This is a genomic window from Lysobacter olei (assembly GCF_054777355.1).
Genome location: NZ_BAAHAT010000006.1, coordinates 126,036 through 141,315, shown reverse-complemented (window position 1 = coordinate 141,315; position 15,280 = coordinate 126,036). Strand labels below are relative to the sequence as shown.

The window sequence follows — 15,280 nt, the reverse complement described above, 5'->3', positions numbered from 1 at the left end:
CGGCGAGGGGCGCGTTACCAGCGGCCGGGCTTGGTCAGTGGCGGGGCTTCGCGCTGGCGGTCGTACGCCCGCAAGTCGTCGCGGACGTGGGCGATCCGTTGGCGGCCCAGCGCATTGCGCTGGTCGTCCAGCACGATGCCGTCCAGCAGCTCGGCCATGCGCTGCACGGTCGGCAACATCGTTTCCCACGCCTCAAGCGCGGGCACCGGGGCCGGCAACGTCAGGAAAAACGCCACCGCCGGGGTTTCGAGCGACTGGATTGAGCCCATGTCGAAGCTGCCAGGCGGCTTGATGTTGGCCATGCTGAACACCGGCCCCTGTTCCGGGCGGCGCTCGACCAGACGGTGGAAGACGCCCATGTAGCCGTACACCAGCCCGGCCTTCTCGGCAGCCACCACGATATCCGCGCCGTTCAGCACCTGACCCGACCGCGCCGCAAGGTAGACGGTGACGACTTTGTCGTAAGCCTCGCTGGCGCGCTTGCCCAGTTCGGTGGTCGGCACGCCGCTGCTGCTTTCAAGGGTGCGATCGAACAAATCCAGCTCGGCCTGGGTGGCGGCCTCGCCACCGCGCGTTTCGCCTTCAGCCAGGTCGGCGTCAATCTGCTCGCCCAGTGTCGGCTCCATGCGCCCGGCCTCAGCGTCCTTCGAGGCGGCGCGCGCGAGGCGTTTGCCCTGCCCCGGCTTGCGCGGACGGCCAAACCAGAAGATGGCGGCGATCAGGATCAGCCCGGCCACCAGGATGCCCACTCGCAGCAAGGTCATGTCCGACATCAGCAGCTCCGTTGTCTGTCAGGCGGGAATCTTACGCAATGCCCGGAAATCAGGCCACGCCAGCCAGGCGCGTGGCTTCGGCCAGGTCGACCGACACCAGGCGGCTCACGCCCGGCTCGCGCATGGTCACGCCGGAAAGCTGGTGCGCAGCCTCCATCGTCGCCTTGTTGTGGGTCACGAAGAGGAACTGCACCTGCTCGCTCATCTCACTGACCATCTGCGCCAGGCGGCCGACATTGGCTTCGTCCAGCGGCGCGTCCACCTCGTCCAGCAGGCAGAACGGCGCCGGGTTGAGGCGGAAGATGGCGAACACCAGCGCTACCGCGGTCATCGCCTTCTCGCCACCCGACAGCAGCGAGATGTTGGACACGCGCTTGCCCGGCGGACGGGCCATGATCGCCACGCCGGTGTCGAGCAGGTCCTCGCCGGTGAGCTCCAGATAGGCATGGCCACCGCCGAACAGCCGCGGGTAAAGCTCCTGTACACCGCTGTTGACCCGATCGAAGGTGTCCTTGAAGCGGCCGCGGGTCTCGCGGTCGATCTTGCGGATGGCCTCTTCCAGCGTTTCCAACGCCGTGGTCAGGTCGGTGTGCTGGGAGTCCAGGTATTCCTTGCGTTGCGCGGCCTCGGCGTGTTCCTGGATGGCGGCCAGATTGACCGGTTCGAGTCGGCGCAGCTTGGCGTCCAGCTCGTTGACGCTACGGCCCCAGGTCTCGGCGTCCATGTCCTCGGTCAAGGTGTTGACCAGGTCATCGAGCACGAATCCGGCTTCGGTGATAGCGGACACCAGCGTTTCGGCCTTGAGGATGAGCGCCTGCTGGTCGAGGCGGCGCTGGCCGATGGCCTCGCGCTGCTGCAGTGCCTGTTCGTCGCGCTGCTGGCGGGTCTGCTCGAAACGACGCAGGTCATGGTCGATACCATCCAGCGCGGTGCGGGCCTGGGTGAGCTCCTGTTCTGCCGAGACGCGGCGTTCCAGCGCCACCTGGCGCTGCTCCTCCAACTCCACCACCGGCGAATCGCCCTCCGCCAGCTGGGTCACCAGCTCTTCCAGGCGGCTGTCGAGCTGGCCCCGCTGGCCGCCCATGCGCTCCAGCGCCTGTGCCAGACCCACGATCTGGGCGCGGTGGGACTCCAGCGTAAGCGCCAGGGCGTGGGCGGTGTCGCGCGACTCGCGGGCCATGGCTCGGGCCTGGTCACGCGCTTCGGTGAAGCTGCGGCGCTCGGCCTCCAGCGCCTGGCGGGCGTCTTCCAGCTCGCCCATGCGCATGACCGCCTCTTCCTGGCGCATGCGGGCTTCGCGGGCTTGCTCGCGGGCGCTTTCCAGCGCCTCCGCCAACTGGGCCAGTTCGGCTTCAATCTTGTCGATGCGGTTGCGGGCGGTGTCCAACCGGCCCTGCTGGCTCTGCAACTGGCCCGCCAGCTCGGATACGCTGCGGTGGGCCATGTACAGCGTGCGCTGCGCGTCCTCGCGCTGCTGCTCGGTGGCCAGCATGCGGTCGCGCAGTTGAGTCAGCGTGGCTTCCAGCGTGCGCTCGCGCTCCTGCAGCGTCTCGATCTCGCTGCGCAGCGACTGGATCTCGCGCTCGCGCAACAGTGCGCCCTGCTTGGCCGCGCCGGAGCGCAGCACACGCAACCAACCTGCGCCCAGGCGCTCGCCATTGCGTGTGATGACGGACTCGCCGTCACCCAGGCCCGGCAGCAGCGCACGCGCGGCATGCAGGTCCTCGGCGGCGTGCAGCTTGGACAGGATGCGGCGGATTGCGATGGGGCCGCGGACCTTGGCGGCCAGCGACGTCGGTGCGAAATCCACCGCGTCGTTGTGCGGGTCCACCAGCGCGAGGCGACCTTCGCCCAGTTCGCCAATGGCATCGACCAACGTTTCGGGAGACTCGACCAGCACGCCTTCGATCAGCTGGCCCAAGGCACCTTCGACGGCGTTTTCCCAGCCGGGTTCGACCTGCAACGCCTCGCCGACGCGGGTGGCCGAGTCGAGGCCGCGCGCCTTCAACCAGGTCAGTGCGGCGCCCTGCTCCTGGCCGAGCGCAGCGTGCTGCAGCGTCTCCAACGAGGACAGGCGACCGCGTGCGGCCTGCGCGTTCTTGCGCACCTCCGCCAGTTCCGATTGTGCGACGCGCTGCTGGTCCTGCATGTCGGAGACCGCGCGCTTGCGGGTCTCCAACTCCTCGTTGAGGCTCTCCAGCGAGGCCTTCTTGAGTTCATGCTCTTCGCTTAGGCCCTCAAAGGCCTCCATCAGCGCGGTGACATCCAGACCGGCGCGTTCGCTGGCCAGCGATTCGCGGCGACGGTCGGCGTCCAGCACCTGGCGGTCCAGGTGTTCGATGCGCGTGCGCTCGACATCGGCGGCGCGGGCGGCCTCGGATTGCGAGCGGCTGTGCTGGTCCCAACGCTGCTGCCAGTCGTGCAGGCGGGTTTCGGCCTCGCGCAGCGCCTCCTGGCGGGCCTCGTCTTCGGCCTGCAACTGTTCCAGCCTCGGCTCGTCCTGCTCGATCGCGGCCCGCAGCACGTCCAGGCGCGACTGGTCGCTGCCCATGTGTGCCGCGATCTCCGACAGCTGGCTCTGTGCTTCGTCGCGGGCGCGCTGCAGGCGCTGCGAGAGTTCACGCTGGTGCTGGATCTGCTGCTCGATGCGCGCCAACGCGCCGCTGACCTCGTAGCTGGCCGCCTGCGCCTTGTTCAGGTGCTCGGCCGCTTCTTCTCGCTTGAACCGCCCCGTCTCGATTTCACGTTCGGCCTCGCGCTGTTCGGCGATCAGCTGTTGCAGGCGGGTTTCCTGCTGGTTGAGCTTCTCGCGCGCGGCCTGCAGCTTCTGGTCCAGCCCGCGGTGCTCCAGCGCCTTCCACTCCGCGTCCTTGACCTTGCGCTCGGCTTGGATGGCCTGGTACTGCTCGGCCTGCCGCGCCTGGCGCTTGAGGTGCTCGAGCTGCTTGCCGACTTCCTCGCGCAGGTCGTTGAGGCGATCGAGGTTCTCGCGGGTGTGCCGGATGCGGGTTTCGGTTTCCTTGCGGCGCTCCTTGTACTTGGAGATGCCGGCGGCCTCCTCCAGGTACACGCGCAGGTCCTCGGGCCGGGCTTCGATGATCTGGCTGATCATGCCCTGCTCGATGATCGAGTAGCTGCGCGGGCCCAGGCCGGTGCCGAGGAACAGGTCGGTGATGTCGCGGCGGCGGCACTTGGCGCCGTTGAGGTAATAGCTGCTCTGCCCGTCGCGGCTGACCGTCCGCTTGACCGAGATCTCGTTGAACGCCGCGTACTCACCCGTGATGGTGTGGTCGGTGTTGTCGAAGATCAGCTCGACCATCGCCTGCGACACCGGCTTGCGGGCCGAAGAGCCGGCAAAGATCACGTCGGTCAGCGAATCGCCACGCAGGCGGCTGGCCGAGCTTTCGCCCATGACCCAGCGCACGGCATCGATGATGTTGGACTTGCCGCAGCCGTTGGGACCGACGACGCCGGTCATGTTGGTGGGCAGGTGCAGCGTCGTGGGATCGACGAAGGACTTGAAACCGGACAGCTTGATGGTGGACAGACGCATGCGTCGAGGAGGCCCCTGGCGCAGCGCACGGGCGCTGCCATTGATGTCGAAACAAAATAAGGTTTGCGCTGCAAATTATTGATTTGCTTAGCCACAACGTGGTGAGGCGCACACAACCACAGGTGAGTATAGCGGGCGAACGCCGCCAGGGACCAAGCCCTTCCGGGATGCCGGCCCCCGGTTTGCGAGTGCTATGCTCCACCTCCTGCGCTGCGGATGGGATCCGCGGCCAAGCTCGACCAAACGGACTTGGGTTGACATCGCCATGGATTGGACCGAAGCGGCGCCGGACGCCGCCATTGCCTTGGGCAAACTGCTTTCGCAGGACGCCCGTCTCATTGAACTCGACTGTCCCCTGCCCGGCGTCTTCGTGACCGAGCGGTTCAACGGCCGTGAGGCCGTCTGCGAGGGGTTCCGCTTCGAGATCGACTGCCTCTCGCCCAGTGCCTTCTCGCCACTCGCCCCCCTGCTGGGTCAACCGGCCACCCTGCGCTTGCGCCGGGCGGATGGCGGGCAACGGGTGTGGCATGGACTGTGTACGCAGGCCGCGGAATTGGGCAGCGATGGCGGGCTGGCTCGCTATCGCCTCACGCTCGAACCCTGGACTGCATTGTTGCAACTGCGGATCAATGCGTTGATTTTCCAGGATCAGGACGTGCTGGGCGTGTTGACGCGCGTATTCGCCGAATACCCCCAGGCATCGTGGCGTTCGGAAGTTACCCAGCCGCTGCAGCGACACGCCATCACTACCCAGTACCGGGAAAGTGACTGGGATTTCGTCACGCGCCTGTTGGCGGAAAATGGCTTGGGTTGGCGATTTGATCATGACGCCGGCTTGCCCCGCACCGATGCAGGCGGCGGTGGCCCCGACAACGGTGCTGGCCACACGCTGGTGGTATTCGACCGGCATGCCGAAGCCCCTGTGGCACTACCGGCCGGCGTGCGGTTCCACCGCACCAACGCCACGGAGACGCTGGACGCAATCAGTCACTTTGCGGAGCAGCGCTCGCTTGGGCCCGACGCCGTTGCCGTCGCGAGCTGGGACGCACGCCAGGTGGAAGCTGTTTCGGCAACCGGGGAAACCCGAGAAGAGGCCGCAGGCGTCGCCAGCAGGGAAGTCTATCTGGCCGACCGAGCGGGTCGCTTTGGTGAACGCTCCGAGGCCGAGCGAGCGAGCACCCTGAACCTAGACGCGCTTCGCGTGCCGCGAGCCCTGCAGTCCGGCGCCGGCAGCGAGCGCGGACTCGCCGCCGGAAAAGCATTCACCCTGCTCCAGCATCCCGAACTGTCCGGGCAACAATTCGTGCCCCTGGTCGTTGAACACACGGCTGCGAACAACCTTGGCAGCGGCATCGTCACGCTCCTGGGGGCGCCAACGCTGGAGCGGGGCAGCTATCGCAATCGTTTCCTTGCGGTAGCACAGGGCACCCCGATTGTTCCGGTCGATCGAGCCAAACCCCGGGCCACAGGAGCACAGACGGCCGTGGTCGTCGGCCTGCCAGATGCAGCCGTCACCTCATCTCGCGACCACCAGGTACGGATCCAGTTTCCATGGCAGCGTGGCGCCCACCCCCAGCGTGGCGGCTTGACGGATACCGGCGACGGGAGTGGAGGTCATGCCCCCGGCGACCACACCAGCGGTGCCTGGGTGCGCGTGGCGGAGTGGCTCGCCGGGCCCAACTGGGGCAGTCATGCCCTGCCCCGCATCGGCAGCGAGGTGCTTGTCGAGTTCCTCCATGCCGACATCGACCAGCCGGTGGTGACGGGGCAGCTTTACAACGGCGATGTTGCCCCGCCCTATGCTGCGGGCATCGACTCGGCGGCGAACCACATCGGCACCTTGAGTGGCCTGCACACGCAGTCGCTGGATGCCAGCGGTACCCAGCAGTGGTTGATGGATGACACGCCCGGCCAGTTGCGCCAGCGACTGCACACCAGCCTGGCTGAAAGCCGGGTAGAGCTTGGCTACCTGGTCGAACACGCCAACGGGCACCGCGGTGGATTGCGAGGCCAAGGGTTCGATCTCGCGACGCTTGGTTGGGGCAACCTGCGAGGAGGCCATGGCGTACTTCTGTCGACCAGCCTGCAGGCCAATGCGTCCCTTGCCCAGATGGACACGATGGGAGCGGTGGGGCAATTGCGAGGTGCGGAGCAAACGGCGCAGTCGCTGGATGATGCGCTGGATCATCACAATGTGCCTGCGTTGAAGGCGAACGAATCCCAGGTTGACTTCATCAGGCGCATCGACACGGTGGCGCATGAAGTATCGTCCAGCGGTCGCAACACGGATCGCCAGGCTAGGTCATTTGCTTCCCCCGCGATCATCGTCGAAGGCCCCGACGTGATCGCGCTCACCACCCCCAAAAGTGCGCTGGCCTATGCCGGTGGTTACCTGCACCTGACCGTGCAGGGCGACACTCACCTTGCAGCTGGGCAGACGTTCGCGGGCGTCAGTGGCGACCATGCCGCCGTGTTCGCGCAGAAAGGACCGATGCGCGCCATCGCCGCCAACGGTCCGGTCAGCGTGCAGGCGCACACGGGGCCGTTGGAGTTGCTGGCAGATCAGTCGGTCACGGTGACGGCTACTGATAATCGCATCGACGTGCTAGCAAAGGAAAAGATCGTCCTGAAGGCAGGACAGACTGCGATCACGCTGGAGGGCGGCGATATCACGTTTGCCTGCCCGGGCAACTTCACGGTCAAGGCCAGTGAGAACCCGTTCCTGGATGCCCACTCCAATGCTGCGGTACTGGAGGCGCTGCCGGACGGAAAGCTCAGGCTCGAGCACTGGATAGAGATCGACCATCGCGACGTCGAGAATCAGCAATCCAGGAAGGCCATGTAAGCCATGCCCAAACCGCTGATTCCGCAAGCGGTCTATCTCCTTGATCTTCGGCTTCGAACCAGGCCGGATGCAATTTGTCAGTCGCGAGTCGACGCGTTGGATCCTGGTGGAACGGGCTCCCGGCGAGGCCGTCGCAAATGGACTCTCTGACCTGCTCGACGCGAGCCCGACCGCCGTGTCTCGCGTTGCGGCCGGGACAACCGCGCCACGAACCGGCTGGTGGTTCAGCCCTGTGAAAGAGAACTCCCGCCGCTATTTCAAACGGGGCGACACGTTCCCTGAGATCGAAGGCAACGCTTACGGCGCAACCTTCTGACAATGGTCGCCGGACCAGTCAGGGCCAACCCTTGCCTGACTTCATCCGGCCTGCGCCCTTTTGATCGCAAGGCCCAACGGGTTCCTGTTGAGAGGAAGCCTGGGACTTTACCTTTGTGATCCGGGCGTTTTCGCCTCAATCGCCAACGCATGAATATCGGTGACCATCAGGTCACCGAGCGCCGCATACACCGCCCTGTGCCTCGCAATCGGGCCCATACGCTCGAATGCTTCACTGATCACCTTCACCCGGAAGTGCCCCCGGCCATCCCTGGCCCCCTCGTGCCCGGCATGCAGGTGACTCTCGTCCTCCACCAGCAGCGATACGGGATGCAACGCCGCCTCAATCGCCGCCCGGATTGCCGCCACCCGCTGCTCGCGCGGCAGCGGTCCGCCGGTCACGGCAGCACCTTTCGGAACGGCCGCACGTCCACGCGGGTGTAAACGCCGGCGGCGACGTAGGGGTCGGCATCCGCCCAGGCGCGGGCAGCTTCCAGCGATTCAAACTCAGCCACGATCAGGCTGCCGCTGAACCCGGCAGGGCCCGGATCCTCGGCGTCGATGGCCGGGCACGGGCCGGCCAACAACAGGCGGCCGGCATCGCGCAGCGCGGTCAGCCGGGCCACGTGGTCGGGACGGGCGGCCAGGCGCCGCGCCAGCACATCATCACCGTCATAGCCTTCGATCACGTACCACATGCGGCCCAGCTCCTTGATAGGTATCGACCTGCCACGCAGGCCCAGCCTGAATTGTAGTCAGTGCACGGTGGCCACATCACTGGACAGTGCCACCCCCAACCCCGTACCCTTGGCAGCAATCGCCTGAGGCCGTCAGGTGGTGATGCCCGCGGCTCCGGCGCCTGCCCCCGCGGTTTCCCGTGCCCCACCACGGTTCGCCCCGCTCCCGGCCCACGCCCAGCGCATCTCTGACTGCTGCCCGCCATGCCATGGCGCGCGAGCCAGACCCGTTGGGGCCTTTGGCAAAGACGTTCAGCTGTCCGTAGCACCTTATCCAGGTGACCGACCGGTCGCCCGTTCCGACGCATTGGCAGTGCCGCAGGCCCGAGGGGGCCGGCTCTTGATGACCAACGAAAACGCGCCAGAAGCGACCGACGCCCCCGGGCAGGACGCTCAGACGCCCCCATCGGTGCCCGCCGCGGTACCCCAGGCGACCGCCCCCCAGCAGCAGGAAATGCCGCTGGCGGTGGTGCATGGACAGCCGGTGCTGCAGATCCCGCAGGACCTGTACATCCCGCCGGATGCGCTGGAAGTCATCCTGGAGGCCTTCGAGGGCCCGCTGGACCTGCTGCTGTACCTGATCCGCCGGCAGAACCTGGACATCCTCGACATTCCGGTGGCGGACATCACCCGCCAGTACGTCGACTACATCCAGGCCATGCATGAAATGCGCTTCGAGCTGGCCGCCGACTATCTGGTCATGGCCGCCATGCTGGCCGAGATCAAATCGCGGATGCTGCTGCCGCGCTCGGCCAACGTGGAGGGAGAGGAAGACGACCCTCGCGCCGAGCTGGTCCGTCGGCTGCAGGAGTACGAGCGCTTCAAGAAAGCCGCCGAGGACATCGACGCCCTGCCCCGCCAGGACCGCGACACCACCCCGGCGCAGGCATTCGTGCCGGACCGCGCGGCGGTCAAGTTGCCGCCGCCGGTGGACCTGAAGGAAATGCTGCTGGCCCTGCACGACGTGCTCAAGCGCGCCGAGCTCTTCACCCAACATGCGATCAAGCGTGACGCGCTCAGCGTCCGCCAGCGCATGGCGGAGCTGCTGGAGCGGCTGGGCGATGGTGCCTTCCACCGCTTCGAGTCGCTGTTCACCGCAGAGGAAGGCAAGCTCGGGGTAGTCGTGACGTTCCTGGGCATGCTGACCCTTGCCAAGGAGCAGATGGTGGAGATCGTGCAGGAGGCACCGCTGCAACCGATCTACGTGAAATCGCTGGTCATCGGTCAGGACGCGCCGGACGCGCTGGAACTGTCCAGCGAATTTGACGACGAACCCGCCGCCAATGATCCGGCCAACTGATTCGGGCATCCGCCCAACCGCCCCATAGCAAACGAGCGAATGGACCAACACCTCATCACCCGCATCGTGGAAGCGGCCCTGCTGGCGGCCAACCAGCCGCTGTCGCTGTCGCAGCTGCAGACCTTGTTCCCCGAGGACCAGCCGCCGCCGAGCGGCGCCGTGGCACAGGCCATCCAGTCCCTCCAGGAAGGCTGCGCGGATCGCGGCGTCGAACTGGTCGAGTTGGCGTCGGGCTTCCGGTATCAGGTCAAGGCCGACGTGCACCCTTGGGTGGCGCGCCTGTGGACCGAGCGCAAGACCAAGTACACCCGTGCCACGCTGGAAACGTTGGCGCTGATCGCCTACCGCCAGCCGATCACCCGCGGCGAGATCGAGCAGATCCGTGGCGTGGCGGTCAGCAGCAACATCATCCAGGCACTGGAAGAACGCGAGTGGATCCGCGTGGTGGGCCACCGCGACGTGCCGGGCCGTCCGGCGCTGTTCGGCACCACCAAGGGCTTCCTCGACTATTTCGGCCTGAAGCGGCTGGACGAGCTGCCGCCGCTGTCGGAGATCAAGGACATCGGCGAACTGGAGCCGCAATTGGCGCTGGGCGACGCACCGCTGCCTGCGTCGGCCATCGGCAAAGGCAATGACGGGCACGAGGGTGACGGTGGCGACGAAACACCCGCCGCAGCCCAGGGAAGTGCGCAGGACGGCGCCTCTGATGGGGCCGACCTGAGCGACATAACAAATTCGACCGCTGCGGACCTGGAGGGTGCCGACCAAGGCCTCGACCAGGACGCCAGCGACCGCAACACCCCGCAAGACACCGCCCCCATGGGCACCCCCGAAGCCGCGCCGGGCGAGCGCGCGGCGGACGAGAACGATCACGAGCAAGACAACGCCGTCGCGACGACGACCGTTCCCGAAGTAGAGGCCGCCTCCAACGAGAGCGCGCCGGAGCAAGAGAAAAATGACTGAAGAGAAGAGCCGCAAGCTCACGCTCAAGCGCGGCACCGAAACCGCTGCCGAAGCAACCGCACCGAAGCTGGAAGAACGCCTGCACAAGGTATTGGCGCAGGCCGGCCTCGGCTCGCGCCGCGCGCTGGAACAGCGCATCGCCGATGGCCTGGTCAAGGTCAATGGCGAGACCGCGCAGGTGGGCCAGAGCATCAAGGGCGGCGACAAGATCGAGATCGACGGACGCCAGTTCGTCGCCAGCGCACTGACCGACCCGTCGCGCGTGCTGATGTACAACAAGCCCGAAGGCGAAGTGACCACGCGCGAGGACCCCGAAGGTCGCCCCACCGTGTTCGAGGCCCTGCCGCCGCTCAAGGGCGCGCGCTGGATCGCGATCGGCCGACTGGACATCAACACCACGGGCCTGCTGCTGCTCACCACGGACGGCGAGCTGGCCAACGCGCTGATGCACCCGTCGTTCGAAGTCGAACGCGAGTACGTGTGCCGCGTGCGCGCGCCGGAAGGCATGGACACCGTGCCGGAGAACATCGTCGATCGCCTGCGCCGCGGCGTGGCGCTGGACGACGGCCCGGCCAAGTTCGACGAGATCGAGGCCATCGGTGGCACCGACTCGCATGACTGGTTCCGCGTGGTGGTGAAGGAAGGCCGCAACCGCGAAGTGCGCCGCCTGTGGGAGTCGCAGGGCTGCCAGGTGAGTCGCCTGAAGCGCATCCGCTACGGCGATGTGACCCTGCCGCAGCCGCTGCTCCGCGGCCAGTCGCAGGAATTGCCTGCCGACCGCGTCGAAGCACTGCGTACCAAGCTGGGTCTTGAGGACGGGACGCCTTCGGCCCTGACGCTGCAGCCGGTCATCGGCCAGCGCAAGGCAGCCAAGGCCACCATCCACTTGGGCGGCGAGCGCACGCAAGGTTATGTGGGCGGCCACAACACGGCCGATGAAGGCCGCGAGCTGCGCCGTTTTGACCACGTGCGGGACGACCGTCGCGGCGGCCGTGGCGGCAAGAAGCCGCACGGCGGCCTGACCGTCAGCGGCGAGATGGCGGCCAAGGCGTCGCACAAGCCGTTCAAGCAGCGCAAGGAAAAGGGACCCAAGTTGCCGGAAGGCAGTCCGGCCGCGTTCCGCACCTGGTACGTGCCGGAAGGCGTGGACACCGGCCCGACCGGCCACCGTAATCCGGAGCAGCGCGGCCCGAAGAAGCCGTGGGGTGACAAGAGTGGCAAGCCCGGCGGGGCTCGGAGCGGCGGCCCGGGTGGCCGCAGCGGCGGTCCCGGCGGACGCCCCGGCGCGGGTGGTCGTGGCGGTGCGGGCGGCGGTTACGAAGGCCAGGGCGGCTTTGGTGGCGGCGGCTTCGGCGGCGAGCGTCGTGGGCCAGGCGGTGGTCAAGGCAAGCCGCAGCGTGCGGCCAAGCCGTATGGCCATCCGGGCAACGCGCCGTCATTCCCGTCCGACCACGCCAATCCGGGCAGCTTCAACCCGTACGGCGACCGCCCGCGTGGCGCCCGTCCGGGCGGTGGAAAGCCGGGCGGACGCCCGGGCGGCAACCGCCCGGGTGGCGGTGGCCCGCGCCCCGGCGGCGCCCCGCGTCCAGGTGGTCCGCGCGGCGGCGGCCGTCCGGGTGGCGGCCGCACCGGTGGTGGTCACGGCCCGCGCGGCTGATGCAAGGAACGAAGGGCACCGCAAGGTGCCCTTCGTACATCCAGGCCCTCAGTGCCGTGTCATCGACATGATGCGCGGGTGCACCAGACGCTCGTAATCGCTCCAGCCCATGCGAACCATTTCGTCATGGTTGCCCGCGTGGAACGCGATATCGTGCTCGTGCGATAGCGTGTCGGCGGCATACACGTCCAGGCCGTAGAGATTACCGAACGGCGGCATCGCCCCCACTTCGCATTCAGGGAATCGGTCGCGGAATTCGTGTTCACCCGCAAGGCTGGCACTGCGCACCCCGGCCGCCTGGCGCAACGCTTCCAGGCTGATCCACTCATTGGCCGGAATCACCGCCATGGCCAAGCGACCGTCCAACTTCACCATCACGGTCTTGGCCACGTCATGGCTGGCGAGATGAGCGCGCCGCGCGGCGTCAAGCGTGGTTACCGCATGATCATGCGCCACCGTGTCGAATCGCACGTTGTGCGAACGAAGGAACTGTTCGAGTCGTTGTGTAGCCATGGCCTGACTCCTCGGTTGATGGAGCCGGCATCGCGCGGAATCAGGCTGGCCATGGGCAGCAGGCCACGAACACCGCGATCCGGCATCCGGCAGGCGTGACCAGTGGACACGCAACGCCAATATAGTCCTGTCGCCGAAGGGGTACACGCCGTACGTCGGACATCGGCGCTGGCGCGAATCGACGGCAGGGACGGCCGCCCCGGCAGAGTTCCACCGTTGTGACCAGCAGGCGCCGTTCGGCGTCCACAATCGGAGCGCACCGCCATGGCCGAACACGTGTACAAGTCAGTCGAGTTGACCGGGTCCTCGATGGCCAGCAGTGATGACGCCATCCGAAACGCCATCGAGCGCGCCTCCAAGACCATCCGGGACATCCGCTGGTTTCAGGTCACGGACGTGCGGGGCCACGTGGAAGGCGGCAAGGTGGCCCACTGGCAGGTGACGCTGAAAGTGGGCTTCACCCTCGAGGAGTGACGACGGGAGGACGCCGGTCGGTGCCAGCCGCCGTCGCCCCCTTAGGCATCAGCGCAGGTCGAAGGCGTCCCCGTCCAACATTGCGGGGAAGCGTTCGCGGTGCGCCTTCAACTCGGCGGCCTGCAGCGTGGTGGTCACCACGACCTCCTCGTCAGTGCACTCGCTTACCGGGTGCCCCAGGAAGTCGATCACGGCGCTGTCGCCGCTGTAGTGCAGTCCGTTGCCATCCGTTCCCACGCGGTTGACGCCCACGACGTAGCAAAGGTTCTCGATGGCACGGGCGCGCAGCAGCGTCTTCCACGGGTAGTTGCGTGCCGATGGCCAGTTGGCCACGTACAGGGCCAGATCGTAATCCAGCTGACCTGGACGCTCGACGTCGTAGCGGTTGCGCGAGAAGACGGGGAAGCGCAGGTCATAGCAAACCAGCGGACAGATCCGCCAGCCTTTCCAGTCCAGTGTCAGGCGCTCGCGGCCGGCGGCATAGCGTTCGTGCTCGCGCGCATAACGGAACAGATGACGCTTGTCGTAGGTGTGCAGCGCGCCGTCGGGCGTGGCGAACAGCATGCGATTGAACACGCCTTCGTCCGCGCGCAGTTGCACGCTGCCGGTGACTGCGGCGCCGAGCTTCACGGCCTGCTCGCGGATCCATGCCACGGTCGGGCCGTCCATGCCTTCGGCGTTGCCGATGGCGTCGTTGCTGAAGCCGCTCGTAAAGGTCTCCGGCAGCACGACCAGGTCGGTGGTGCCGTGCAACGGCGCGATCAAGTGGGCGTAGTACTCGCGGTTGGCGGTCGGGTCATGCCAACGCGTGTCGCCCTGGACGATGGAAACGCGCAAGTCCTGCATGGGGAGTCCTCTACAGCAAGGCGGTGCCCGGCGCGGACGCGCCAGGCCATGGTTGATTATCGCGATTCGTCAGAGCGCCTGCAGGCGCGCAATGGCCGCATCCAAAGTGGCTTCGTTCTTGGCAAAGCACAGCCGCGCCAAACGCTGCCCCTTCGGTGGCGTCTCATAGAACGGCGACAGCGGAATGGCCGTGACACCCTTCTCCACCGTCAACCAGCGGCAGAACTCCACGTCGTCCAGGTCGCTCACCGCCGAGTAATCGACCAGCTGGAAGTAACCGCCCGGCACCGGCAGCGGCTTCAGCTTCGTGGTCAGCAGTTGCTCGCGGAAGCGGTCGCGCTTTTCCTGGTAGAACGCCCCCAGCGTTTCGTAATGCTCCGGCTCGGCCTCGATCATCTCGGCGAACGCGGCCTGGGCCGGGGTGAAGGTGCAGAAGGTGTTGTACTGGTGCACCTTGCGCAGCTCGGCCGACAGCGCGGCCGGCGCGATGCAGTAGCCCACCTTCCAGCCAGTGCAGTGGTACGTCTTGCCGAAGCTGGACACCACGAACGCGCGCTCGCGCAGTTCGGGATAACGCAGCACCGATTCGTGGCGCGCGCCATCGAACACGATGTGCTCGTAGACCTCGTCCGACAGCAGGTAGATGCCGGTATCGCGCAGCAACCCGGTCAACTGGGCGATGTCATCGCTGGTGAACATGGCGCCTGACGGGTTATGCGGGCTGTTGATCATCAGCAACCGCGTCTTCGGCGTGACGGCGGCACGGATCGCGGCCCAGTCCGGGGCGAAGGTCACCGGATCCAGCGCCACGTGCACCGCCGCGCCACCGGCCAGGTCAATGGCCGGCTCGTAGCAGTCGTAACACGGGTCCAGCACGATCACTTCGTCGCCGGCGCGCACCACTGCGGCGATGGCGTCGAAGATCGCCTCGCTGGCGCCCGAGACCACCGTGACTTCGGCGTCGATGTGCGGAAGGTAGCCGTAGCAGCGCTCCGTCTTGTCGGCGATGGTCTGGCGCAGCGCCGGCAGGCCCGTCATCGGGGCGTACTGGTTTTTGCCCTCGCGCATGGCCCGCGCCAAAGCCTCGACCAGCCGGGCCGGCACATCGAAATCCGGGAACCCCTGCCCCAGGTTCACCGCGCCGTGCTCCATCGCCAGCTGCGACATGACGGTGAAGATGGTGGTGCCCACCTTGGGGAGCTTGGTCTCAGGGTTCTGGAGTGCGGTCATCGCGGTGGAGGCGTCCGGGACAGGAAAAGAGAATCACGCAGTGTACGGAAACGCCGCGCCAAATCCCACCTATC

General features: G+C 66.9%; 13 protein-coding genes. 6 read left to right on the top strand and 7 right to left on the bottom strand.

Annotated elements, in window-relative coordinates:
* Positions 1 to 14: 14 nt before the first annotated feature.
* Together zipA and smc are read right to left on the bottom strand one after the other, a co-directional pair.
* Positions 15 to 773: a cell division protein ZipA gene (zipA, locus tag ACYVBS_RS10605; RefSeq protein WP_460823555.1), complete on the bottom strand. Its 759-nt coding sequence runs from the start codon at positions 771 to 773 to the stop codon at positions 15 to 17.
* 49 nt (positions 774 to 822) lie between these two features.
* Positions 823 to 4,326 (bottom strand): chromosome segregation protein SMC, encoded by a 3,504-nt coding sequence (smc, locus tag ACYVBS_RS10600; RefSeq protein WP_460823554.1) that lies wholly within the window; start codon positions 4,324 to 4,326, stop codon positions 823 to 825.
* 265 nt (positions 4,327 to 4,591) lie between these two features.
* Here smc and ACYVBS_RS10595 point away from each other — a divergent pair, with 265 nt between their 5' ends.
* Both ACYVBS_RS10595 and ACYVBS_RS10590 read left to right on the top strand, forming a co-directional pair.
* Positions 4,592 to 7,171, top strand: a complete 2,580-nt coding sequence (locus tag ACYVBS_RS10595; RefSeq protein WP_460823552.1) for a type VI secretion system Vgr family protein — start codon at positions 4,592 to 4,594, stop codon at positions 7,169 to 7,171.
* Positions 7,172 to 7,211: 40 nt separating this feature from the next.
* Positions 7,212 to 7,487 carry a hypothetical protein gene (locus ACYVBS_RS10590; protein WP_460823551.1) on the top strand — a complete coding sequence of 92 codons (276 nt, stop codon included), beginning with the start codon at positions 7,212 to 7,214 and terminating at the stop codon, positions 7,485 to 7,487.
* Positions 7,488 to 7,594: 107 nt separating this feature from the next.
* Here ACYVBS_RS10590 and ACYVBS_RS10585 read toward each other — a convergent pair whose 3' ends face one another.
* A complete protein-coding gene (locus ACYVBS_RS10585) occupies positions 7,595 to 7,888 on the bottom strand; it encodes a BolA family protein (RefSeq protein WP_460823550.1) in 294 nt (97 codons plus the stop codon).
* A complete protein-coding gene (locus ACYVBS_RS10580; RefSeq protein ID WP_460823548.1) occupies positions 7,885 to 8,184 on the bottom strand; it encodes a YciI family protein in 300 nt (99 codons plus the stop codon). The genes ACYVBS_RS10585 and ACYVBS_RS10580 overlap by 4 nt, the downstream gene beginning before the upstream one ends.
* A 493-nt stretch (positions 8,185 to 8,677) precedes the next feature.
* On the opposite strand from ACYVBS_RS10580, the gene ACYVBS_RS10575 reads away from it, so the two are divergent.
* Genes ACYVBS_RS10575 through ACYVBS_RS10565 form a run of 3 tightly spaced genes read left to right on the top strand, consistent with a single transcriptional unit; the run spans position 8,678 to position 12,143 of the window.
* The gene (locus ACYVBS_RS10575; RefSeq protein ID WP_460823684.1) at positions 8,678 to 9,523 is read left to right on the top strand and encodes a segregation and condensation protein A; all 846 of its coding nucleotides are present in this window, start codon (positions 8,678 to 8,680) and stop codon (positions 9,521 to 9,523) included.
* Positions 9,524 to 9,562: 39 nt separating this feature from the next.
* Positions 9,563 to 10,486, top strand: a complete 924-nt coding sequence (gene scpB / locus ACYVBS_RS10570) for an SMC-Scp complex subunit ScpB (protein ID WP_460823547.1) — start codon at positions 9,563 to 9,565, stop codon at positions 10,484 to 10,486.
* Positions 10,479 to 12,143 carry a pseudouridine synthase gene (locus tag ACYVBS_RS10565; RefSeq protein WP_460823545.1) on the top strand — a complete coding sequence of 555 codons (1,665 nt, stop codon included), beginning with the start codon at positions 10,479 to 10,481 and terminating at the stop codon, positions 12,141 to 12,143. Before scpB ends, ACYVBS_RS10565 begins: the two co-directional genes overlap by 8 nt.
* 48 nt (positions 12,144 to 12,191) lie before the next feature.
* On the opposite strand, the gene ACYVBS_RS10560 is transcribed toward ACYVBS_RS10565, so the two are convergent.
* On the bottom strand, positions 12,192 to 12,656 hold the full coding sequence (locus ACYVBS_RS10560) for an aminoacyl-tRNA deacylase (protein WP_460823543.1): 465 nt from the start codon (positions 12,654 to 12,656) through the stop codon (positions 12,192 to 12,194).
* A 264-nt stretch (positions 12,657 to 12,920) separates the two neighbouring features.
* Here ACYVBS_RS10560 and ACYVBS_RS10555 point away from each other — a divergent pair, with 264 nt between their 5' ends.
* Positions 12,921 to 13,130, top strand: coding sequence for a dodecin (locus ACYVBS_RS10555; RefSeq protein ID WP_460823542.1), 210 nt, complete (start codon positions 12,921 to 12,923; stop codon positions 13,128 to 13,130).
* A gap of 48 nt (positions 13,131 to 13,178) precedes the next feature.
* Here the strand turns inward: ACYVBS_RS10555 and ACYVBS_RS10550 are convergent, their stop codons facing one another.
* Complete coding sequence (locus ACYVBS_RS10550) at positions 13,179 to 13,976, bottom strand: amidohydrolase (RefSeq protein WP_460823540.1); 798 nt, start codon at positions 13,974 to 13,976, stop codon at positions 13,179 to 13,181.
* A gap of 69 nt (positions 13,977 to 14,045) precedes the next feature.
* Positions 14,046 to 15,206 carry a pyridoxal phosphate-dependent aminotransferase gene (locus ACYVBS_RS10545; RefSeq protein ID WP_460823539.1) on the bottom strand — a complete coding sequence of 387 codons (1,161 nt, stop codon included), beginning with the start codon at positions 15,204 to 15,206 and terminating at the stop codon, positions 14,046 to 14,048.
* Between the last annotated feature and the right edge of the window lie 74 nt (positions 15,207 to 15,280).